At 51.0% G+C, this 21886-nt stretch carries 22 protein-coding genes and 1 tRNA gene; 6 read left to right on the top strand and 17 right to left on the bottom strand.

Going from position 1 to position 21886, the window contains the following annotated elements; genetic code table 11:
* Positions 1-22: 22 nt before the first annotated feature.
* Positions 23-643, top strand: a complete 621-nt coding sequence (locus tag ALMA_RS01225; RefSeq protein WP_094726035.1) for a DUF805 domain-containing protein — start codon at positions 23-25, stop codon at positions 641-643.
* On the opposite strand, the gene ALMA_RS01220 is transcribed toward ALMA_RS01225, so the two are convergent.
* From ALMA_RS01220 to ALMA_RS01180, 9 genes are all read right to left on the bottom strand, one after another.
* Positions 640-1464 (bottom strand): hypothetical protein, encoded by an 825-nt coding sequence (locus ALMA_RS01220; protein WP_094726034.1) that lies wholly within the window; start codon positions 1462-1464, stop codon positions 640-642. The two genes, ALMA_RS01225 and ALMA_RS01220, sit on opposite strands and share 4 nt — an antisense overlap.
* A gap of 39 nt (positions 1465-1503) precedes the next feature.
* Positions 1504-2148, bottom strand: coding sequence for a histidine phosphatase family protein (locus ALMA_RS01215; RefSeq protein ID WP_094726033.1), 645 nt, complete (start codon positions 2146-2148; stop codon positions 1504-1506).
* 10 nt (positions 2149-2158) lie between these two features.
* Positions 2159-2509, bottom strand: a complete 351-nt coding sequence (locus ALMA_RS01210; RefSeq protein ID WP_094726032.1) for a tautomerase family protein — start codon at positions 2507-2509, stop codon at positions 2159-2161.
* Positions 2510-2532: 23 nt separating this feature from the next.
* On the bottom strand, positions 2533-3024 hold the full coding sequence (locus ALMA_RS01205) for a GtrA family protein (protein WP_094726031.1): 492 nt from the start codon (positions 3022-3024) through the stop codon (positions 2533-2535).
* Between the two features lie 425 nt (positions 3025-3449).
* Positions 3450-3902: a 50S ribosomal protein L9 gene (gene rplI, locus ALMA_RS01200; RefSeq protein ID WP_086106370.1), complete on the bottom strand. Its 453-nt coding sequence runs from the start codon at positions 3900-3902 to the stop codon at positions 3450-3452.
* Positions 3903-3919: 17 nt separating this feature from the next.
* Positions 3920-4168 carry a 30S ribosomal protein S18 gene (rpsR, locus tag ALMA_RS01195; protein WP_018142554.1) on the bottom strand — a complete coding sequence of 83 codons (249 nt, stop codon included), beginning with the start codon at positions 4166-4168 and terminating at the stop codon, positions 3920-3922.
* Positions 4169-4244: 76 nt separating this feature from the next.
* Positions 4245-4931: a single-stranded DNA-binding protein gene (locus ALMA_RS01190; RefSeq protein ID WP_094726030.1), complete on the bottom strand. Its 687-nt coding sequence runs from the start codon at positions 4929-4931 to the stop codon at positions 4245-4247.
* 67 nt (positions 4932-4998) lie between these two features.
* Complete coding sequence (gene rpsF / locus ALMA_RS01185) at positions 4999-5295, bottom strand: 30S ribosomal protein S6 (protein ID WP_086106368.1); 297 nt, start codon at positions 5293-5295, stop codon at positions 4999-5001.
* 117 nt (positions 5296-5412) lie between these two features.
* Complete coding sequence (locus ALMA_RS01180; RefSeq protein WP_094726029.1) at positions 5413-6285, bottom strand: hemagglutinin; 873 nt, start codon at positions 6283-6285, stop codon at positions 5413-5415.
* A 72-nt stretch (positions 6286-6357) separates the two neighbouring features.
* Here ALMA_RS01180 and glf point away from each other — a divergent pair, with 72 nt between their 5' ends.
* On the top strand, positions 6358-7560 hold the full coding sequence (gene glf / locus ALMA_RS01175) for a UDP-galactopyranose mutase (RefSeq protein WP_094726028.1): 1203 nt from the start codon (positions 6358-6360) through the stop codon (positions 7558-7560).
* Between the two features lie 83 nt (positions 7561-7643).
* Here glf and ALMA_RS01170 read toward each other — a convergent pair whose 3' ends face one another.
* Positions 7644-8648, bottom strand: a complete 1005-nt coding sequence (locus tag ALMA_RS01170) for a glycosyltransferase family 2 protein (protein WP_094726027.1) — start codon at positions 8646-8648, stop codon at positions 7644-7646.
* A 181-nt stretch (positions 8649-8829) separates the two neighbouring features.
* Here ALMA_RS01170 and ALMA_RS01165 point away from each other — a divergent pair, with 181 nt between their 5' ends.
* A complete protein-coding gene (locus tag ALMA_RS01165; RefSeq protein WP_086106365.1) occupies positions 8830-10263 on the top strand; it encodes a UTP--glucose-1-phosphate uridylyltransferase in 1434 nt (477 codons plus the stop codon).
* Positions 10264-10307: 44 nt separating this feature from the next.
* Here the strand turns inward: ALMA_RS01165 and ALMA_RS01160 are convergent, their stop codons facing one another.
* Entirely contained in the window at positions 10308-12833 is a 2526-nt protein-coding gene (locus ALMA_RS01160) for an RICIN domain-containing protein (RefSeq protein WP_094726026.1), read from the bottom strand.
* A gap of 140 nt (positions 12834-12973) precedes the next feature.
* On the opposite strand from ALMA_RS01160, the gene ALMA_RS01155 reads away from it, so the two are divergent.
* A tRNA-Ser gene (locus tag ALMA_RS01155) sits at positions 12974-13061 on the top strand.
* Positions 13062-13147: 86 nt separating this feature from the next.
* On the top strand, positions 13148-14494 hold the full coding sequence (locus ALMA_RS01150) for a glycosyltransferase family 2 protein (RefSeq protein WP_086114697.1): 1347 nt from the start codon (positions 13148-13150) through the stop codon (positions 14492-14494).
* An 85-nt stretch (positions 14495-14579) separates the two neighbouring features.
* On the opposite strand, the gene rfbA is transcribed toward ALMA_RS01150, so the two are convergent.
* The 5 genes from rfbA to ALMA_RS01125 form a co-directional block, all read right to left on the bottom strand.
* Positions 14580-15470, bottom strand: a complete 891-nt coding sequence (gene rfbA, locus ALMA_RS01145) for a glucose-1-phosphate thymidylyltransferase RfbA (protein ID WP_094726024.1) — start codon at positions 15468-15470, stop codon at positions 14580-14582.
* Positions 15471-15489: 19 nt separating this feature from the next.
* Positions 15490-16932, bottom strand: coding sequence for a sugar nucleotide-binding protein (locus tag ALMA_RS01140; protein WP_094726023.1), 1443 nt, complete (start codon positions 16930-16932; stop codon positions 15490-15492).
* Positions 16933-17034: 102 nt separating this feature from the next.
* Entirely contained in the window at positions 17035-18054 is a 1020-nt protein-coding gene (gene rfbB, locus ALMA_RS01135; protein WP_086106360.1) for a dTDP-glucose 4,6-dehydratase, read from the bottom strand.
* Between the two features lie 22 nt (positions 18055-18076).
* Complete coding sequence (locus ALMA_RS01130) at positions 18077-18736, bottom strand: ABC transporter ATP-binding protein (RefSeq protein WP_374220046.1); 660 nt, start codon at positions 18734-18736, stop codon at positions 18077-18079.
* Positions 18737-18876: 140 nt separating this feature from the next.
* Positions 18877-19740 carry an ABC transporter permease gene (locus tag ALMA_RS01125; RefSeq protein WP_086106359.1) on the bottom strand — a complete coding sequence of 288 codons (864 nt, stop codon included), beginning with the start codon at positions 19738-19740 and terminating at the stop codon, positions 18877-18879.
* A gap of 121 nt (positions 19741-19861) precedes the next feature.
* Between ALMA_RS01125 and ALMA_RS01120 the strand changes: the two genes are divergently transcribed.
* Positions 19862-20695, top strand: coding sequence for an NAD-dependent epimerase/dehydratase family protein (locus ALMA_RS01120; RefSeq protein WP_094726022.1), 834 nt, complete (start codon positions 19862-19864; stop codon positions 20693-20695).
* Positions 20696-20801: 106 nt separating this feature from the next.
* Here ALMA_RS01120 and ALMA_RS01115 read toward each other — a convergent pair whose 3' ends face one another.
* Positions 20802-21881, bottom strand: coding sequence for an acyltransferase family protein (locus tag ALMA_RS01115; RefSeq protein WP_094726021.1), 1080 nt, complete (start codon positions 21879-21881; stop codon positions 20802-20804).
* Between the last annotated feature and the right edge of the window lie 5 nt (positions 21882-21886).

Here is a 21886-nt window from a genome sequence, read left to right as displayed (position 1 = left end):
CGCCCGAAAGAAAGGACTTTTCATGGCTACCACACCCTACTCGCCACACTTCGGCGAACCGCCTCTGAATCAGCCTTTCTACGGCGCCGGCCCACTGCAGGCCACGCGCCGCTACTTCGCGCATTATGCCACGTTCCGCGGCCGCGCATCGCGCAGTGAGTTCTGGTGGCCGCAGGTGGTCATCGCAGTGCTGAATGCCGCCCTTATCCTCATCGGCTGGCTGCTCGACACGGCCACCATCCCGCTGGCCCTGAGCTCGATCCTCAGCCTCGCCACGTTTATTCCGTGGCTTTCGGCCGCGTGCCGCCGCATGCATGACACGAATCGCTCAGGCAAATGGCTGCTTATCCTCCTGCTCGGCAGCGTGATGGCGTTTTACCTCGCCATCATCGTGGCGGTCGTGGGCATCCTGCTGAGCGCGGGCCCGTCGCTCATCTCGGACATTATGTTCGCGAGCCGCACGAACGGCCCTGTCCCGCTACCCGCCATCGACGCTCTATCTCCGCTGAGTATCGTCGTCCTCTTCGCAGCCGCGTGCGTCGCCACGTTCAGCGTCATCTGCTGGATTCTTTTCGTCATCTTCATGACGCAGGAGAGCGTGGACGCCGGCGTGCGTTTCGACCGCGAGGTGCGCCTGGTTTAAAGCTCGACTTCTTCTTTCGTCGGATCGTCCTGAATGTGCGCGAACTTCGCCGCGAGCGCCTCGCGGCTTTTACGCTCGTCGTCCTCCTTCGCCTTACGCTTCGCCTCGTCCTTATCCCACAGAATTTCGTCGTGATGATACGTCCATTGCTCGGCTGCAGTCTGCAGAATATCCGCCAATTCTGCCTCCACTCCGTTATTCGCCACCACGTCGAGCTGCTCAGCTTTCATAAGTACTCGCGGTGAAGCCACGAAGTCGAGGAATTCGTTTACTACGAGAATGGCGAGCGCTGAGACGTTTACTGGGTCTTCCGATGCATCCGCTACGGCTCGGGACACAGAGAAGCCGAGCAGGAATGCATTCGCTGCATTCTGTGCGTCATCCTCAGACTCTTCATACGAGTCCAGAAGGGCATCCAGGACATTCAGGTCTGCTGAGACTGCTCCCTCACCAGCCACGCAGGCTGCTACCTGGACGAGAGTCATAGCTTCGAAGCCATCCTGGAGCTCATGCGCCTGCTCATACGCATCATTCGCCGCGAGGAGTGCATCCACGAGAACCTGATCACGTCCAGGAATGTCCTCTGCCCCCTCGAAGACGTACTCTGCATCGGCGATGGTCATAGACTTTTCTTCTGGGGTGCCGAGGCCGAGTAGGAGGCGCGCTATCTCGAAGGTCTGGCGCACCTGGAGGTTATCTCCGTAGTGCACGTCATTATCGAGGTGGTGAGCATCGGTCAGCGGATAAAGGCTTTCCAGCTCTCTGGCCGCAGAGCGCGCACGCTCGACCACATCTTCTGGAACATTCTCGAGAATACTCATGATTATCTCCTCGCTGAGTTATACGTCTGTTATCCCCTATTATAAGACATCTGCAGCGGGGTCAGCGTACTGAATGCTCACGAAGTCATGCGTTCCTACCTCAAACGTGAAGGATGTCACAGAAGCCAGTGCTGTCTTCCTCAGCAGCATGTTATGTTCCGGATGTCCTGTCTCCAGCAGATGACGGAACGACCAGATAGGAGACTCATGCGAGACTGCCAGAACATGCTGGCCAGGATACTCATCTACCTTCTCGTAGACGAAGTCCTGCACACGCGCAGCTATCTCTTTATAGGATTCTCCCCAGCTCGGACGCCACAGATTCAGCACGAGTTTCCAGTTTCCATGCTTCCAGAGCGCGCCCTCACCATGGCCGATGCGCTTTCCCCGAAACTCATTTCGAGCTTCGATGAGACGAGGGTCGGTAATGAGAGAATTGACATCCCAGCCCATCTCCTCACAGATGGCGCCGGCGGTATCGAGCGTGCGGTCCAGCGGCGAGGAGAAGACGGCAGCAGGGCGGGCAGTCTCGGCGTGTCGCGCGAGAAACTGCCCGGTGGCGTGCGCCATGCGGAAGCCGCGTTCGGACAGGTGGAAGCCCGGGATGCGCTCGTAGAGGACGCGGTCGGGGTTAAAGACCTCGCCGTGGCGGACGAGGTGGACGGTCGTATGCTGTGCGGCCATGAGCGTGTCCTTAGAAATTCATACCGTTCCAGCCCCAGTCCGGGGTCGCGGTGTAGCGGATGTAAACGCGGTCCTGAGGAATGCCGAGGACGCGTTCGAGGGCAGGCATAATCTGTGCAGTCATCTCCTCCCACGCGCGGCGAGGAGCGGGAGACGTGCCGTACGCGTTCACCTCGATGTACGCAGCCGGTGTGTCGTCCGTACCCGAGCGGTAAATAGGCATGTCATCCTCGAACGGGCACATGAGCCAGCCCTCGGACTTTCCCGGAAGCGCGGTGATGGCCTGACCGTACACCTGCTTGAGCTCGTCGCGCTGCTCCTTCGTGGTTTTTACAGAAACGTGCGTGTGAATAACTGGCATAGGATTCTCCTTTAGTGCCGAGTTTACTGTCCGACGGTCAGCGACCACTGACCGAGCTTATGTGAGAAGGAATTCTCATCGATCTGGCCATCCTTCGGCGCGTCGAGCAGCCATTTGCGGATGACGAAGTTCCAGACAGCCACGACCACCGTGGCCACGATCTTTCCGCCATTCGTGTAAATGACGTACAGCGAGCTACCCAGCGCTGTTCCCGCTGGAAGCAGCACATCCGTGGCGAGCCACAGGATGAGAATGTTTATGAGCAGGCCGATGACCGCCGAAAGAATGAAGATAAGCATCTCCATCCAGCGCGCCATGTCTTCACGGTGCACGAAGACATACTTCATGCTGGCCAGGTAGTTAAAAACGAGGGAGATGGCGAAGGATATGGTTCCTGCCACGGTAGCATTCATGTGGAAGGCCGCCACGAGGATGTTCAGGATGCCGAAGTCCATGACGGCTGCGAGCACACCCACGACGCCGAACTTCGCTATTTGTGCGATAAGATTCTTCATTCTGTCCATTTAAGCAGAAGGGGGCGGGGTGCGGGTGGGTGTGGGGGGATATCTGCACAGGAGTTCCGCATGCGGGGCGAGGATGGGGGTGGGAAGGTGTGAGAAAGCTACTTTTTGCTAATCGGCGCATTTTAAGAATCTCCTGAGGGTCAGAATGCGCCGATTAGCAAAAAGTAGCATCTAACGCATCGCGTACACCGTCCACAGCTATACTTTTCAGATATTTTGCGAGTTATTCCACTTTTGAGGCTAGCCAGAGCCCAAAAGTGGAATAACTCGCAAAATCAGCTCCAGCACCCCACACCCCACAACCCCCCCCCACACCCAGCCCCCACACACACGCACAAGGCGCCGGACAGAACGCATCGCATCACACGATACATCCCATCCGGCGCCTTACACCAGATAAAAAGACCAGACTAGTCTTACTCAGCCACGACCTTCACGGTGAACTGAGCGGAGATCTCTGGGTGCAGCTGCACGGTAGCAGCGAACTCACCCGTGGTCTTGATGTTCTCTACGGTCACAGCCTTAGCAGCGACTGCAGTGCCCTGAGCGGACAGTGCCTTCGCTACTTCTGGAGCTGCGATAGCACCGAAGAGCTTACCGGACTCGGAGACCTTCGCGGAGATCTCTACGGTGGAGCCCTCGATGGTAGCCTTAGCAGCTACTGCATCCTCACGAGAAGCGAGAGCCAGTGCACGGCGTGCGCGCTGCATCTGCTCGATCTGTGCTTCTGCACCCTTCGACCATGCGAAAGCGAGGCCCTGTGGGAGCAGGAAGTTACGTGCGTAACCAGCTGCTACTTCGACGACGTCGCCAGACTGGCCGAGGCCGTTTACGGAGTCGCGGAGGATAACCTTAGTGTTCTTAGCCATGTGATATTCCTCTTTCTTTAGCGACCGTTCGTAGCGTATGGAAGCAGAGCCATCTCACGTGCGTTCTTGATAGCGCGTGCGATCTTACGCTGTTCCTGTACGGTTACACCGGTGATACGACGGGAACGAATCTTACCGCGGTCCGAGATGAACTTGCGCAGCAGTGCTACGTCCTTATAATCGATTTCGGTAATCTTAGCAGCCTTCAGAGGATTTGGCTTCTTCTTGAAAGGCTTTACTGGTGGCTGAGGCCTTTTGCGTGACATGTCACACTCCTTAACATCTTAAAATGTAGTACTTTCGAAACGTCCTGCGCGTTCAGCTATACAGGCCTAGACTGTCCTAGAACTCGATGTCCTGCGGATCAAACGAGCCGCCGAAGTCCGAGCTTCCTCCGAAGGAGGAATCCGAGTCATCCGCACCCCATGGATCCGTGGACGGAGCTGGAGCACTCTGTGGTGCGGCAGCTGGAGCAGCCTGTGCGGCTGGCGCGGCCTGAACAGGAGCAGCTGCAGCATATCCGCCCTGCTGGGCGTAGCTCGAGCCAGCACCATTCGCATAGTTCGGAGCACCGGCACCGCCGCCCTGGTAGCCGCCATTAAAGCCGCGGCTGCCCTGGTAGCCGTTCCCAGCGCCAGAGCCTGCACCAGCAGAGCTGATGCGGTTTACCTGTGCGGTAGCGCGCGAAAGCGACGGACCTATCTCTGTGACGCGCAGCTCGACGACAGTACGGCTTTCACCATTCTGCGTCTGGTATGAGCGCTGCACGAGGTTACCCTGCGCGATGACGCGCATGCCCTTCGTCAGCGTCTGTGCGATATTACTGGCCATGGTGGTGTACTGGGAGTCCCAGCACGAGCAGCGCATAAAGAGCGCATCCCCGTCATCCCACTGGCCTGTGTTCCGGTTATACGTCCGCGGCGTGGAGGCGATGGTAAAGTTCACCACCGTTCCACCATTCCCCGTGGTTCGCAGCTCAGGGTCTGCAGTGAGGTTTCCCACTACGGTTATGACGGTTTCTCCAGCCATGACTTGCTCCGTTTTCGAAAATCTACAGTTTCGTTTACTTTGTTATTTTTTAAAGTATGTGAACGACTTACTCAGCGTCGGTACGAAGAATCTTCGTGCGGACGATGGATTCGTTCAGGTTCAGCAAACGATCAAGTTCGTCGCTCGTCGCTGGCTCTGCAGTGTAGTTCACGACTGCATAGTTACCCTCGGTCTTACCGGCGATTTCGTAAGCCAGCTTGCGACGGCCCCAGATATCCACGTTATCGATGGTGCCCTTTTCGTTGGTGACAGTTTCCAGATAGGTGTCGACCAGCTTCTTCAGTGCGCGTTCATCCATTTCTGGATCAGCGATGAGCATGAGTTCATACTTGTGAGCAGACATCACCCACCTCCTTCGGACTAGATCGGCCGCAGACTTTCTGCGGCAGGAGAATGTGTTTACTCTGTACGTAAAGTACGTACCTATGGTACGCGTGAGTGCAGACTTTAGGCGACGACTTTAGTTCGCGTTATCCGCGGTGGGCGACCCGAAAAAATTGGCATAAATAATAGCGAAATTCCGGTTCCCGTATGACGAGCAGGCGTCCCCCTCGCCCGTGCCCGCCTCGAGAGCCGCGCGGTTCGGCTGATACGGCGTGTAGATGTACAGCAGCGCGGTGGCCTGGTTATAGATGTAGACGTCGCTCGCGCCGCAGCTGACGTTCGGCGAATACTGCACGGAATTCAGGCGTCCGGCGTGGAAATTATACCGCTGTTCATGGTTCATGTAGTAGCGGAAACGTTCGGCCGCCCCGTAGACCTGATTAAAAAAGCCCGCGTACCGCGTGTCGCATGCCGCGTTATCCGGACAGCTCAGGCCGAGCGCCGAGTCGAGCTCCGTTTTCGACACGCTCGCGCGGCTGACGAGGTTCTGCTCTTTCTGCAGAACCGTCAGCAGCACCTTCTGGCTGATGCCGCATGCGCGGGCTGCACTGTCAATTATCTCGGCAGCGGTGGCGTTCCCACTCGACGGCGCGGCGTACCCCGAGCACTCGTCATTCGCCGTGCGCGAGCTCACATCCACACGCAAATTCTTCAAGCAGAACTCACCAGAACACGCCGCGCCCTGCTGCTCTAGGAACGTCTGAATCTCCGCACTCGTCATAGAGTCAGAATCGAAAAAATTCGCATCCGAAATGATATATCCCGGGTCGAAATCATACGAACGAAACAGCGTACTCTGCGCATTCTGCGCCGCCTGCACCGCGCGCTGCCACTGCACGAAACTCGACACGCCGAAAACGAGGCCTGCCAGAAGGGCTGCAGCCAGAATCCAGAGTGCGAGAGTCTTCAGCGGCGTACGGCGTGTCGCGGCGGAGGTGTTCTGTGTCATACCTTTCATGGTAGCAGTTACAGAGCGCAAGCTACACTAAAATCTACAGACACACTTAGGAGGAAGCGCCTCATGGCACAGATTCGACATGCAGCTGATGTCGCTGATCAGGAACCACTTCAGGCTGACGTCGTCATCGTGGGCGCTGGTCTTTTCGGCCTCGTCACTGCCCAGCAGATCATCGAGCACACGGATAAGACTGTCCACATCATCGACATTCGCGAGCACATCGGCGGTAACGCTTACTCGTACTTTGATGAAGAGACTGGCGCTGAGATTCATAAGTATGGCGCGCACCTCTTCCATACCTCGAACGAGCGTGTATGGGACTATGTGAACCGCTTCACGAAGTTCACGAACTATGTACACCGCGTGTACACCACGCATAAGAATGAAGTCTTCCCTATGCCGGTGAACCTGGGCACCATAAACCAGTTCTTCCACGCATCGTATACGCCTGCAGAGGCTCAGAAGCTCATCGAAGAACAGGCCGGTGAGTTCGCGCATGTGGATCCACAGAACCTCGACGAGCAGGGTAAGAAGCTCATCGGCGAACCACTGTATAACGCTTTCATCCGTAACTACACGGGTAAGCAGTGGCAGACGGATCCAAGCGAGCTTCCTGCATCCATCATCCGCCGCCTTCCAGTGCGTTTTAACTATGATAACCGCTACTTTAAGGACACCTGGGAAGGTCTTCCTGCAGACGGTTACACCGCATGGTTCGAGCGTATGATAGATGATCCTCGCATCACCGTGACCCTCGGTGTGGACTTCTTCGATGAGTCTCAGCCGTATAATAAGAAGGCTCTCGTGGGCACTGTGCCTGTCATCTACACGGGCCCTGTGGATAAGTACTTCGGCTACGAGCTCGGCGAGCTCAAGTGGCGTACTGTGGACTTCACCGAGAAGCGCTACGACGAGGCAGACCACTTCGGCGTTCCTGTGATGAACTATGCAGACTCGGATGTGCCGTACACCCGCGCCATCGAGTTTAAGAACTTTAACCCAGAGCGCCGCGAGAAGCAGAACCCGCATAAGACTGTGGTCTGGGAAGAATACTCGCGCTTCGCGAACCGCGACGACGAGCCATACTACCCTATTAACACCGAGGCGGATAAGAAGCTGTACGCGCAGTATAAGGCGAAGGCTGAGGATGAGCCATCCGTCATCTTCGGCGGGCGTCTGGGCACGTATGCGTACTATGACATGCATCAGGTCATTAATTCCGCTCTCATCGCGTATGAGAAGCAGGTGGCGCCGCTCGTGGCATAAAGTATAAAACCCTACTTATGGAAAAGTGCTCATCGCGAATGCGAAAAGAGCACCTTTTCATAATTCTACATTTTAGGAGATGTCTACTCCATCCCTACACGCTTCTCGACGATATACCTCGGCCTATTCTTCACTTCGACATAAATCTTACCGATGTACTCCCCTATGATTCCGAGACTCACGAGGAATGCGCTCCCGAGCAGCCATATCGAAGCCATTATAGACGTCCATCCTGCTACAGCATGCCCCTGTGCTAAAGATACCAGCGTGTAGATAAGAGCCGCTACGGCGAGCACAAATGATACTCCACCCAGCACCATAATCAGGCGTATAGGCTTTACAGAGAAGGATGTAATACCTTCTAGAGCGAAACCTATCATTTTGCCGAGTGGATACTTAGACTGTCCAGCTTGACGCTCTGCACGCTTATAGTACACCTTAGCCGTAGTGAAGCCTAAATCCGGGACTATTCCACGGAGGAAGAGATTTGACTCTTCGTACTCTCCCAGCGCTGCGAGCGCGCAGCGTCCCATAAGGCGGAAGTCAGCATGATCAGGAATAGTATGAGTGCCGAGCGCTGACATAAGACCGTAAAACGCGTGTGCTGTTCCACGTTTAAATGCGGTATCTGTATCACGGTTATTTCGCACACCATACACTATCTCAGCACCCGTTTTATATTCACGAAGCATTTCATCTATAGCGTTTGGATCATCCTGTAAGTCCGCATCCATAGATACTGCGCAGTCATATCCAGAAGCATACGCTTCCATAAGACCAGCATACACAGCATTCTGATGCCCTCGGTTATGAGCGAATTTTATCCCTGAAAAGACTGTAGACTCTGGCTCTTCGGACACAAGCCATACTATTTTTTCCCACGTATCATCCCGAGAACCATCATCCACGAATAGTATGCGGCTCTTTTCGCTAATAAAGCCAGAGCCTACTAGTACCCGCACTTTCTCCGCCAGAACTTCAGCAGTCCTCTCAAGCACCTCAGATTCGTTAAAGCACGGTACTACTATCGCTAGAGCTGGCTTCTCTCTATCCTGTATATCCGAGAATGCTGCTATCTGTTCACCCATATGTATGACACCACTTCCACCTATACTGCTCTTTCTACTGTGTTACATTCTACCGAACTCCCCTGTATATATACCAGAAATCCGAAGATTCTTAGCACATCTACAGCTACTTTTCAGGCTACCCAGTACACTAGTACATAAGGAACACGATGAAAATGACAGTCTAGCGAAAGGCTCAGCCATGACAGATAACCTCAGCCTGTGCATCGAGAAAATGCGCAGCGAGAACTTTGGGGACGTAGCCATCGCCCAGTTCGAGCGCATGTATAACGTGTGGCAGACTGATGAGACCGGGTGGATGCGCGAAGAAGATATCTCCCCACTCACTCATAGCGATGTCCCATCAGTAGCAGATATTTATGATTCTATGCCTTCAGATACAGCTCATGATGCTCTCGCAAAGACTGCCATTATTAAACTCAATGGCGGCCTTGGCACATCGATGGGTCTTGAAGGTCCGAAGTCACTTCTTCCAGTGCGTCGTCATAAAGCTCGCCAGATGCGTTTTCTCGATATCATTCTCGGCCAGGTCATTAGCACTCGCTCTTTGCATAAGATTCAGCTTCCGCTCGTGCTGATGAATTCTTTCCGCACCTCAAAGGAATCTCTTAACGTAGTACGCCATAACCGACGTTTTCATCAAGATGATATTCCTCTCGAGATAGTTCAGCATCAGCAGCCAAAAATCGTAGCTCACACGGGCAGACCTGTCTCTTTCTCTAAAAATCATGAGCTCGAATGGTGCCCTCCAGGGCATGGGGATATCTACTCCACACTCTGGGAGTCTGGTATCCTAGACGCTCTTCAGGAACACGGCATAGAGTACATCTTCATCTCAAATTCAGATAATCTCGGAGCTCGGCCTTCAAGTACTATCGCCGGACACTTCGCACGCTCTCAGTCTGACTTTATGGTGGAAGTCTCGAAGAAGACTGCAGCTGACCGCAAGGGTGGGCATTTCGTCATCGATAACGAAACAGGGCATCTTACTCTACGCGAAATGAGCCAAGTTCATCCTGAGGATAAGTCTCGTGCTATGAATGAGTCGGTTCACCCTTACTTTAATACGAATAACATCTGGATTCGCATTAGTGCTTTGCAGAAGGTACTGAAAAAATATAATGGCATTCTCCCTCTGCCCGTCATTCGTAATAATAAGACTGTAGATCCGACCGACCCGTCGAGCACACGCGTCGTTCAGCTGGAGACTGCTATGGGCGCTGCTATCAGTTTATTCGATAATGCGACGTGCATCGAGGTGAACCGTTCGCGTTTCCTCCCCGTGAAGACGACCGAGGATTTGTTCATTCTGCGTTCGGACCGTTTCCATCTCACAGATGCATACGAGATGGAAGATGGCAATTATATCTTCCCTTCCATATCTCTCGACCCACGCTACTATAAGAATATTTATGACTTTAATGAGCGTTTCCCCTATGGAGTTCCCTCGCTGGCTGCAGCTGCGAGCGTCACTATAGAAGGAGACTGGACTTTCGGGCAGAATACCCACTGCTTTGGCGCAGCTCATCTGAAAGATCCAGGACAGCCATCGTATGTTCCGAACGGCGAATACATAGGCCAGCAAGGTATAGAGCCTAGCCAGTGGCACTTCTAAAAGAAAGGGTGGTGAGTTTTAATAAACTCGCCACCCTTTTGATTCTACCTGAGCTTCTCAAATACCCACTGCTGGTTACTAGAGTTATTACCCTTTGCATAGATTTCTACGTTTGTTCCAGCTACCAGATATCCGCCATAGATATCTATCACACGGTTCGGGTCCATAGCAGATTCTAGAACAAATGAACCGTTCGTCTGGTATACAGGCTTCCACAGCTGGTTTCTCGCATTCGGTATATCTGTATAGATACCCACGTTCGTACCTAATCTGCTCGATGCACCGAGAGCATCGAGAGCTTTTCCAGAGTTACTATCATAGAGCTTCACGTATCCGTTAGCTTGATTTACTACTCTCCACTGCTGGTTCGCAGAGCCGGAACGGTATGTGTACACATCTACATTCGTAGAGTTCGCAGTACGAGCTCCATACACGTCAAGCACTATATCTCGCTGATACATATTATGAATGGCATATATACCATCATCTACAGTACCCTTAGGAACAGCATAGAGCGCCCATCGCTGATTTAATGCGTATGTAGCTGTCCACATCACGAGTGGATTGCCACTAACGGCAGCAGCGTTAGATACATCGATAAGCTTCCCCGACAGCATCGAAGCAAAGAATACCTGCCCCTGAGAATCAGAAATAACTGCCCAGTGCTGCCCCTGAGAGTTACGATTCTCATAGATATCTACTGCTGTACCCGCTTGATGACCACCGCCATATACATCTATCACATACCCCGTAGCTTTATTCCGAATGGAATATATTCCATTACCCACCTCAGAGAATACATACTCTTGGTAAGAATTCCCATATACATAGTCACGTATATTTGCTCGCGCACCGAGAGTAGAAGAATCCGTAGACAGGGCCATGTTACCATTCAGCGCAGTACGAATAGTTACAGAAGTGCCCGTAGTTATAGCTCGCGTGGAGGAAAAAACAAACCTCTGATTCAGAGCAGAAGAAGATGGCTTATAAAGAGCTATGCTCGTTCCATCTGCTACTAAGCCTCCATAAATGTCGAGCACGTAATTTCCCAAGGCACTCTGGAGCATATATCCAGATCCTGTATCACGAATAATCCACTTTTGGTTCTGTGCCCCCGCAGTGGGCCACCATAAGTTTATCTTCGTACTATTTGCAGCCTGACCGCCATAAACATCGAGCGCTAAACCAGATGCGCTGTTAATAATGGTATATGTTCCATCGCCGTTACGCGTGAAACGATACTTCTGAGAGTCAGCATGTCCATACTGGTGCAGAGCAGCAGTAGCCCCGAGCCCTATAGACTGACCATCTGTATCCAAGGAAGATGCATCACGAAGACGCGTAGTAATGTAATACTCCCCATCAGGAAGCGTCATTACGGGATAGGACGATGCTGAAAACTCCGGATTTACTGTTATATCATCAGAGAACCGATACGCGTTCATATCCACATTACCTGTAATCCCATTTACGGATCCAGACGACGTATACTGCCAGCCTCGTTCATACGACGAGAAGGAGAAATTCATACTCGCACCATACGCAGCTACCCAGGCAGTACGGGAATGAATATTTGATGTATTTAATGCCGTATTCAGATGGTTCAAGTACGAATACACGTTTACTCGCGCATACCCCGAAAGCTGAACATTCATAAAGAAGTTATTCACTATGGAATCGTTCACATGAGGATCAGTAGGGTACTTATGACCACTGAATGTCCAGTTTTCGAGGTCATAGTAGATGGGCATCTTCATCTGATTCGAGTTCGTTATTCCTGCTTCTCCCAGAATACGAACGACATTCTGACCTTCTGCCCATGCTTCTGATCCATTACTTGCGTAGGAGTACAGATATACGCCGAAAGGTATTCCCACACGCTGTGCTTCTCGCAGGTTTCGAATGGCCTTCTTATCCACATTCGTACGACCATACCCGATACGGATAATAGCCCCCTCTACTCCGTCAGCTTTTACAGCATCCCAGTTTATGTCTCCCTGCCATTCAGAGACATCGATAACTTGCCGAGCAGGTGACGCAAAAAGACTTCCACCCTTACTAAAAAAGGCTTTCTGTCCATTATACTGGCTCCAGTACGCACCGTACTTACTCGACCAGTTCCCTACGGGTTCTACATCTTCTTTCGTATCCTCTGTGCTAAAAGCTGCAGAGTGAACCTGAGCAGTCTTCCCTTCTTCACCATCAAGCACTTCGCGCGCTGATTCTACAGAAACAGGAATAAAGCTCTCTCCGCCTGTGCGTGCCAATGGATCAGGAACTGCAGTTTCCGTACCTACCACATCCTCATCCGTGACGCGCTCGCCTGTATCCGCGTGGAGGAGGGAACCATCTTCTGCCATTACATAGTGAGAAGATATAACCGTAGCATTATCTGCTATACCGGCGGCTATACTTTCTGGAAGATTTTCTTTCTGCGCACGCGCTTCGGAGACGTCCACGCTTTGCGCCTGTTCACTAGATACGGACGTGGTGTTCGGACGAGCTATAGCTACCGCATATGGCGTCACGCTAGTAATCAAAGTCATCAGCGCAGCTAGAAACGTTTTCATACTTATACTTTCTCATCTCTTATACAAATTTCTTCCACTTTTCTAGAATACACAGTGGTCATTCCTTTCGCCAGACACACCCAATTGACTTTTTTTAGTTTCGTATGTTATACTATTCAAGTTGTCTATTTAGACGCAATGGAGAATTCGCCTAGTGGTCTATGGCGCACGCTTGGAAAGCGTGTTGGGTTCACGCCCTCACGAGTTCGAATCTCGTATTCTCCGCCATGAAGGTTTCCATTTTATGGAAACCTTTTTTATTTTCTCAGCTTATTCTCAGTATTCTCCGCTTTACTGTAGAGAAAGGAGAACGCATGCCCCGTACACCACTACATATCCCCGCTATGTCCATAGTGATACCTTCCTATAACGTCGCATCTTATGTCGAGGCATCTTTACAGAGCGCTATGAGCCAAACTCTCAAGGACATAGAGATACTCGTAGTCGATGATGGGAGTACCGATTCTACAGCATCACTCATCAGATCAGTGACTTCACACGATAATCGCGTAAAAATAATCTCTCTACCAGAAAATAAAGGACGCCATAGCGCGAGGCTTGCTGGAGTACTTCATTCTCGCGGAAAGTTTATCATTTTTCTCGATGCTGATGACACGATAGAGCCAGCCACATGTGAGATTCTCTCCTCGTTTATCGCGCATCACCCTGATGCTGATATTATCCGTTATGGCACTAGTCTCGAACTCGATAACTCAGAGGACGCAGATGTGACACAAAACCTCGAAGCATTACTCAATGCGTCGATGGGCACGCTACATGATATTCAGATACTCCAGTCATCCTTTAACGCACCACACTCTCCATGGATTCCGTGGAATCTCATCACATCAGCATTCCGTGGAGGCCTCATCCGAGAAGCTTTCCGCACGCTCGAGGATATTCGGCTTAATAAACTCGAAGACGCATACGAATATTTCGCTATATGTTCACACGCTCACACGCTCTACTCTCTCACAGAAGTAAAAGGACTCCGCTATCATTTCGGACGTGGAATCTCTGGACGCAGTAGAGTAGAAATTGACCGTTTTGCAGAAGAACAGCAGCAAGCGTATGACGTCGATGCAGCGGTACAGCGCTATACGCAGAACTCTTCACATTCCTTCCTCGAACAGGCAGCCCAGCACTTCCACGAACGCGCTCTCATGATAGTCACGGATGATTTCGTCACGCGACTCGACCATGCAAGCCACGAACGAGGACTCGCTACGCTTCAGATGACCTGGGGGCTCACGGATACGTATAAGGGTCTATCCGAGCATATCTTCGGACACATAAAGCTCGAATATGATAGCCAGAATTACCCACTAAGCGAGCAGTACATACACTGGAAGAAGCTCTTCGCTCTCAGCACACAGCACCTACCTGAAGCAGATAAACAAGCCATTCCGGCGTATCGTACGACCTTAGAACTTATTCATACGATAGAAAAACGAGCAGAAAAAAGGACAGAAGAGCTCGTGCAGGAACGTGAGCGGAACGAGTATGAAGAACGAGAACGCCTTCGACTTGAATATGAAGAATCACTACGGATACTCAAATCTGGAACACGACGTAGAGCTATCTTCGAACGCCTCTTTCCGCTCGATACACGGCGACGGGAGATAGTAAGGTATCTCGCGAAAATTATACTTCGTCGCTAACCATTCTCTCCTCCGATAGACAAAAGTAAAAAGTGAGGGGATGAAAGTTATAAAACTTTCATCCCCTCACGTCGCTAAAGCCGGACTAGTTATTATTCGTCACGATATAACGATTCTCTGCCACTTGCTTGAGGTGAGCTCCATAAGGGCTCTTCCCATAGCGCTGGGCTGCCTCGACGAGCTGCTCTTTCGAAATCCACGCATTCTCATACGCGATTTCCTCCAGAACAGCGATAGGCATACCCTGAGCACGTTCTACAGTACGCACGAACTCCCCAGCTTCATACAACGAATCCATGGTCCCCGTATCCAGCCATGCATAGCCTCGTCCGAGAGTCTGAACGCTCAGCGACCCGTCTTCTAGATACATCTGATTCAAATCCGTAATCTCGAGCTCACCACGGGCGGACGGCTTCACCTGCTTAGCCAGCTCAGTAACACGGTTATCATAAAAGTACAGACCCGTCACCGCGTAATTCGTCTTCGGATGCTCTGGCTTTTCTACTATGGACACAGCCTTATGGTTCTCGTCAAACTCTACGACACCATAACGCTCTGGGTCATCCACATAATATCCGAACACACGCGCGCCATGGTCGAGAGAAGCTGCCTCTTTCAGTACACGGCCAAGCCCATTCCCATAGAAGATGTTATCTCCCAGAACAAGCGCGCAGGAGTCCCCATCGATGAACTCTTCACCGAGGATAAAGGCCTGAGCCAGGCCATCTGGGGATGGCTGAACTTTATACGAGAAGTGCACGCCGAACTGCTCTCCAGTTCCGAGCAAACGCTCGAAGTTCGGAAGATCATGCGGAGTGGAGATGATGAGAATATCACGTATTCCTGCCATCATCAGTACACTCAGCGGGTAGTACACCATCGGCTTATCATATACAGGGAGAAGTTGCTTAGATGTCACCGTGGTCAGCGGATACAAACGAGTACCCGAACCACCAGCGAGGATAATGCCCTTCATCAGATGCTCCTTCTATAGTTTAGTTTTCCTGAAGATTCTGAACATACTGCGCTAGCTGCTCACGCCAGTTTCGTGGAGTAAAGCCTGTCGCTTCTATCTTCGTCAAATCCAGTGTGCAGTTTCGTGGACGCATCGCACCGCCAGTCGCTCGCGCATACTCTGCTACCGAGTTCTTTTCTATGAGAGAACTCTCTGCTCCCATCTGCACGAATATATCTGCAGCGATATCATGCCAGGAAACAGTATCGCCCTCACCGGTCATGTTATACGTTCCATATGGACTGCGCGCATCCAGAAGGTGGAAGATGGCGCGCGCGAGGTCTTCCGCGAAAGTCAAACGACCCACCTGATCCGTAGGAGCTTGTGCAGTAACAGAACCGCTCTCTCTTGCTTCTTTAGCTAGACCAGCCATGCGTGTCACAAAGTTCTTTCCGTCACCCACTATCCAGCTCGAGCGCAGGATATAGTGTGAAGGCACTGTGGTTACGAGCTGGTCAGCTGCCGCCTTCGTCTGACCATACACGCTCAGAGGAGCAAAGCTCTCCTCTTCGGTGTGAGGCTGTTCTACACCATCGAAGACATAATCACTCGATATATGTACGAGAGTAATCTTATGCTCCCGTGCCACCTGAGCTAATAATCCAGTGCCCTGTACATTCACCTTCCACGCAGCTCTACGTCCTTCTGGAGTCTCAGCTTTATCTACTGCGGTAAAAGCAGCAGCATTAATAATAGTGCCGTACAGGTCCCAGTCATAAGAGTTATATGCAGCCGGATCGCTGATATCGAACGTATCTGCATCTGCATATTCAAAGCCCGAAAGCTCGTGTGATTCCGCGTAAGCACGTACTGCACGCCCCAGCTGCCCATGGGAACCGAGAACGAGAGTACGCTTAGGAGCCATAGGGACGACATCCTTTAAGAATGGATGGTTCAAATCCGCTTCAGAGCGTTCTGTCTCTTCCAGAGGTATAGGCCACTGAATGTTCAGCTCAGGGTCGGAGAGATTCACGAAGGTGTATGTCTTCTTCTGTTCCATGCTCCAGTGAGCATTCACGAGGTACGTGTATGCTGTGCCATCCACGAGAGTCTGGAATGAGTTACCCACACCACGAGGAACAAAGATGGCCTTAGAAGGGTCGAGACGCGTGGTGAAGACCTGCCCGAAGCTCTCGCCTGGGCGTAAGTCCACCCATGCGCCGAAGACCTCGCCTGTAGCGATGGAGATGTACTTATCCCATGGCTCCGCATGAATACCACGTGTCACACCACGCATGGTATTAAAGCTGATGTTATTCTGTACAGGACCGAAATCTGGCAGTCCTATGCCTGTCATCTTCGCACGCTGCCAGTTCTCCTTAAACCATCCACGGTTATCACCATGCACAGGAAGGTCGAACACGACGAGCCCTGGGATGTTCGTCTGCGTAGCCTTCAGCTCTTTAGAAAATTCTAGTGCCATCTCTCCGATTCCTCGATCATATTCATTCCTCGCCCACGTAGTAATACTCACACTGAATATCTACCACGCAGGCGCTGGTCACAGTACAATCACCTTTAGTGCTTACTGCCCCTGCTGCTTATAACGCTGTTCTGTAGCTTCCTTCGTTTTCTCCCACCACTGTGGATTATCGATGTACCACTGAATAGTCTGCTGAAGACCTTCAGCGAAATCTGTATGCTGTGGAACCCATCCAAGCTCAGTCTGCAGCTTCGTCGAGTCGATAGCATAACGCCGGTCATGACCTGGACGGTCCTTCACATGGTCGAAATCATTTTCGTCCTTACCCATGGCCTTCAGAATCTCGCGTAATACCGTAATATTATTCTTCTCGCCATTCGCGCCGATGAGGTATGTCTCGCCTATACGCCCCTTCGTCAGGATGGTCCACACACCAGAGGAATGATCCTCTGTATGAATCCAGTCGCGTACGTTCAGACCATCTCCATAGAGCTTAGGCCGTACTCCTGTGAGAATATTCGTAATCTGCCGTGGAATGAACTTTTCTACGTGCTGGAATGGACCATAGTTATTCGAGCAGTTTGAGATAGTGGTACGCACGCCGAAAGTACGATGCCATGCACGAACGAGAAGATCCGAGCTCGCCTTCGTGGACGAGTATGGCGACGATGGACGGTATGGAGTCTCTTCCGTGAACTTCGCTGGATCATCAAGAGCGAGGTCTCCATACACTTCGTCCGTAGAAACATGGTGATAGCGAACGTCATACTTACGAGCTGCCTCAAGAAGACGATACGTTCCTTCCACATTCGTCTTCAGGAATGGCTCTGGATTCGCTATAGAGTTATCATTATGAGATTCTGCTGCATAATGCACTATGGCATCTACGCCCGGAACTATCTTATCCAGAAGCTCTGCGTCGCAGATATTCCCATGGACGAAGGTTACACGGTCTTCTGGAAGACCAGCAAGGTTCTCGATGTTACCCGCATATGTCAGCGCATCCAGAACAGTCACATGGACCTCTGGGTGATTATTCACCACATAGTGTACAAAGTTCGACCCTATAAAACCGGCGCCACCGGTTACGATAATGTGCTTAGGCTGAAAAAGCTCTGTCATAGTTACTATCCTAACGTATGAATTACATATTCGCGCGCATAACGGCGAAAGCTTCGTCTGGTTTTCCGTCAAATATCTGATGTGACTTTGAGATCACGATGCAGCGGTCTGCTAGTGACTTAATCTGATCCTCGCTATGAGAAACTATGACCATGGTCTGTCCACGCTTCTGCTGTTCGCGAAGGCGCGTAATGCACTTATGCTGGAACGCTTCATCCCCCACTGCGAGAATCTCATCGATCAGAAAGATATCTGGATCCGAGTGCACTGCTACCGAGAAAGCTAAACGCAGGAACATACCCGAGGAGTAGAACTTCACTTCAGTATCCATAAAGGATTCTATCTCGCTGAAGGCCACGATATCATCATACCGTGCATCTATCTCTTCTTTCGACATACCGAGTATGGCACCATTCAGATACACATTCTCTCGCCCGGTCAGGTCTGGAGAAAACCCAGCACCTACTTCTATAAGACCGGCTACAGATCCTCGTACATAGACCTCTCCTTCATCTGGCTGCATCACACCAGACATAAGCTTAAGAAGCGTGGACTTTCCTGAGCCATTCACACCAATGAGACCTACTGTCTCGCCACGCTTGATATCAAAGTTTATGCGGTCAAGAGCGGTAAAAGTCTCATCCGGGCGTCTCCTCGACTTCGGAGTAAAAGCTTTTACTATAGCTTCTTTTATAGAATGATTCGCTCGAAAGTGGAATCGCTTCGACACCTCTGATACCCGTATGGATACATCCTGAGGAAGCTGCGCCCTTGACTGTGAGATATCTTCTACCATATTTTCTACCTCCTTCCTTTTCTGCACTACATTTCTTGGGCGAATCCGCCCTCAAGCTTACGGAATGTGAACTCACCTATAGCCAGCATGAGTAACGAAATAACAAAGCTTAAGCTTATACTTAAGCCCCAGCCGCTGGCGAAAGTGAATGATCCATCCGTACTTCCCCACCAGAATCCACGATGGAATGCTTCCACTGCTATAGCTATAGGGTTCGCCATGTATATCTGTAATCCCCAGTGTGGAAGCTGACTAGCCACCTGATGCCATGTATAAAAACTCGGAGCCAGCCACATAGCTATCATAGATACGAGCTCTGTAGCATTCTGCGCGTCCCTGTAAAACACATTTATAGAGCCAAAGAAAAGTCCCATTCCGAATGCGAAGATGGACAACGATACGAAGGCTAAAAAGGCCACGACTAGTCCTGCAAGGTCCGCTTTCCACCCCAGAAGTATGGATCCCACCATAAGCACAAGCCACTGTGGTAGGAAATGCACGAAAGATACGCGGAGAGATGCCAGGGGGAAGAGCTCACGTGGAAGATAAATCTTCTTAATCAACCCAGCATTCCCCACGATGCTCATGGTAGTACTCATAAACGCTTCATTAAAGAAGTTCGTCACGATGATACCAGCGAAAAGATACACAGGATAGTTCTCTATACCACCACCACGACCAAGTCCGAGGAAGATACCCATGGCCACATAGAACACGATAAACTGCGTGAGAGGCTTCACATACGTCCATGCCATTCCGAGCCACGATCCACGATAACGGACGCGCACTTCCTTCTGGACAAGCAAATCAAGAAGATACTTATACCGCGAGATATCGAGGATCCCGCGACTGATTCCAGGACGAGATACAGTCTCAGATTTTTCTGCCACGTAAAGCCTTTCTGCGTAAATTACTCATTCAAGTTTACCGCGAGGTATCTAGAACCTTATACATAGCGCTTCTTAACTATGCTATCCTTCACTGACACCCCCACTGCTACACTAGAATATTATGACGAAGAAAATATTAGTAACGGGTGCTGGCGGATACATCGGGCGTCACGTCGTCTCTGCACTCCTCGATGCAGGTCACGAGGTTATAGCAGCAGATGTACGTACTGAGGGTATAGACGAACGCGCTACCACTGTTCAGTTTAATCTTTTCGATTTCGGAGATAACGTCTTCGAGCAGCTTGGCTCGCCTGATGTCTGCCTTCATATGGCATGGCGTGATGGCTTTAAGCATGACTCCGATGCTCATATGGGTGATCTTTCTGGGCACTACGCTTTCATTAAATCGATGCTCGAAGGTGGTCTCAAGCAGATAGCTGTCATGGGTTCTATGCACGAGGTAGGCTACTGGGAAGGCGCCATATCAGAAGATACTCCATGTGCGCCTGCTTCTCTGTACGGCATAGCGAAGAATGCACTTCGCGAAGCTACCTCTCGTCTAGCTGCACGGTATGATGCTACTTTCCAGTGGATTCGCGCCTACTACATCGTAGGCGATGATGTCCATGGGAATTCCATTTTCTCGAAGCTATACCAGGCCGCACAGGAAGGCAAGCCTACTTTCCCGTTCACCACGGGTAAGAATAAGTATGACTTCATTAATGTAGATGAGCTCGCTCGTCAGATTTCTGCTACTGTGGGTCAGGATACGGTTACGGGAGTGATAAACTGCTGCACTGGTGAGCCTATGAGCTTGGCTGATCGTGTCGAGCAGTATATTCGCGATAATCATCTCGATATTACTCTAGAATATGGCGCGTTCCCAGACCGACCATATGATTCGCCTGCCGTATGGGGAGATGCCACGAAGATTCATCAGATTATGCATGCATAGCTGATTATATTCTGTCTTACACTTTCTCGTGGATATATACACGTATAAGGGAGGGGCCGATTTCCGGCCCCTCCCTTATACGTTTCCGTTTATACGTTTTCAGGCACTAACGTCTCCTTATCTTTTTACCTAGCGCCGAAAAGGTCCGTACAGTATATCTTTCCACGTAGAACAGTACCCATGATGCGATGCCTATGAGAATGCAGTCCACGAGGAATAACCCGTATATCTGGAGCTGGCTCCACTCATGATACCTAGCGAAGTAGCTAAAAATGTCCACGATAATCACGTGGTGCGTAAGGAAGATGGCATACGAATACTTCGAAAGCCAGTTCGTCGGCATCCTCAAAACCGCATGAGGCGTGCCTATATACTGGCACACCCATACCATAGCGAGAAAGAATGCTATGCCTACTATAGTTACTGCGAGGTTACCTGTGAGGAATTCTCTCCACTGCTGCAAAGCGAGAAGCACTACAGCCCCTGCACCTACCACATTCGGCACTTTCTTTATATATCTCACGAAGTACATACCGAAAGCTATCTCAGGAAGACGCACAGTGAAGAGAAGGTCTTGAGGAAGCTGGAATAGCGTGCGCCCACTGAGCATAGTCCCTACATACAGGATAGCTATGATACCAGCAGTAAGAACAGGATACTCTTTTACACCTTTTCTGAGCAGAGGGAATAACGCATAAAAGATAAGAATGAAGCCGAGGAACCACTCTCCCAGAGTATAGAAGGTAGCCACGTGCATGTTCGCCACGTATCCATCGACTGCGAAAAGAGATAAGAGAATACGCCACTTCGGAGTATCTCCAAACAGCCATCCTGAACGCCAGAAGTGGAAAAGATTCGCTACGACGAATGCTATCCAGAACATAGGATAGATGGTTTTGGCTCGCTTCCGGTAGAAAGAAACGAGATTCAGCTTTTCACGGTCACCCTGCGTATACATAAGCGCAGCACCCGAGATAATCAGGAAGAGAGATACCCCGAGACTGCCTATGTAGATTCCGAAAGGACTGTTCGCGAATACTGGCCTATCCACAAGGAATGGATTATTAAAATGCGTAATGACTATGAGGACCGCAGCAAATGCTCGCACGGCGTCGAGATAGAAAAGCCTCTCTCGACGTTCCGGAGCGCTGCGATACTCTGAATGAGTCTGAACTGATTCACTCATATTTG

This window comes from Alloscardovia macacae (assembly GCF_002259705.1).
Lineage (GTDB): Bacteria > Actinomycetota > Actinomycetes > Actinomycetales > Bifidobacteriaceae > Alloscardovia > Alloscardovia macacae.
The sequence above is the reverse complement of the archived record's forward strand: the minus strand, read 5'-3'. Positions and strand labels throughout refer to the sequence as shown.

Bases quoted from the DNA above. Each gene is read 5' to 3' on its own strand.
- rfbA (WP_094726024.1), bottom strand. From the start codon at position 15,470: ATGAAGGGCATTATCCTCGCTGGTGGTTCGGGTACTCGTTTGTATCCG.
- ALMA_RS01180 (WP_094726029.1), bottom strand. From the start codon at position 6,285: ATGACACAGAACACCTCCGCCGCGACACGCCGTACGCCGCTGAAGACT.
- glf (WP_094726028.1), top strand. From the start codon at position 6,358: ATGGCACAGATTCGACATGCAGCTGATGTCGCTGATCAGGAACCACTT.
- ALMA_RS01160 (WP_094726026.1), bottom strand. From the start codon at position 12,833: ATGAAAACGTTTCTAGCTGCGCTGATGACTTTGATTACTAGCGTGACG.
- ALMA_RS01190 (WP_094726030.1), bottom strand. From the start codon at position 4,931: ATGGCTGGAGAAACCGTCATAACCGTAGTGGGAAACCTCACTGCAGAC.
- rfbB (WP_086106360.1), bottom strand. From the start codon at position 18,054: ATGACAGAGCTTTTTCAGCCTAAGCACATTATCGTAACCGGTGGCGCC.
- ALMA_RS01150 (WP_086114697.1), top strand. From the start codon at position 13,148: ATGCCCCGTACACCACTACATATCCCCGCTATGTCCATAGTGATACCT.
- ALMA_RS01115 (WP_094726021.1), bottom strand. From the start codon at position 21,881: ATGAGTGAATCAGTTCAGACTCATTCAGAGTATCGCAGCGCTCCGGAA.
- rplI (WP_086106370.1), bottom strand. From the start codon at position 3,902: ATGGCTAAGAACACTAAGGTTATCCTCCGCGACTCCGTAAACGGCCTC.
- rpsR (WP_018142554.1), bottom strand. From the start codon at position 4,168: ATGTCACGCAAAAGGCCTCAGCCACCAGTAAAGCCTTTCAAGAAGAAG.
- ALMA_RS01220 (WP_094726034.1), bottom strand. From the start codon at position 1,464: ATGAGTATTCTCGAGAATGTTCCAGAAGATGTGGTCGAGCGTGCGCGC.
- ALMA_RS01205 (WP_094726031.1), bottom strand. From the start codon at position 3,024: ATGAAGAATCTTATCGCACAAATAGCGAAGTTCGGCGTCGTGGGTGTG.
- ALMA_RS01165 (WP_086106365.1), top strand. From the start codon at position 8,830: ATGACAGATAACCTCAGCCTGTGCATCGAGAAAATGCGCAGCGAGAAC.
- ALMA_RS01140 (WP_094726023.1), bottom strand. From the start codon at position 16,932: ATGGCACTAGAATTTTCTAAAGAGCTGAAGGCTACGCAGACGAACATC.
- ALMA_RS01210 (WP_094726032.1), bottom strand. From the start codon at position 2,509: ATGCCAGTTATTCACACGCACGTTTCTGTAAAAACCACGAAGGAGCAG.
- ALMA_RS01225 (WP_094726035.1), top strand. From the start codon at position 23: ATGGCTACCACACCCTACTCGCCACACTTCGGCGAACCGCCTCTGAAT.
- rpsF (WP_086106368.1), bottom strand. From the start codon at position 5,295: ATGTCTGCTCACAAGTATGAACTCATGCTCATCGCTGATCCAGAAATG.
- ALMA_RS01120 (WP_094726022.1), top strand. From the start codon at position 19,862: ATGACGAAGAAAATATTAGTAACGGGTGCTGGCGGATACATCGGGCGT.
- ALMA_RS01170 (WP_094726027.1), bottom strand. From the start codon at position 8,648: ATGGGTGAACAGATAGCAGCATTCTCGGATATACAGGATAGAGAGAAG.
- ALMA_RS01215 (WP_094726033.1), bottom strand. From the start codon at position 2,148: ATGGCCGCACAGCATACGACCGTCCACCTCGTCCGCCACGGCGAGGTC.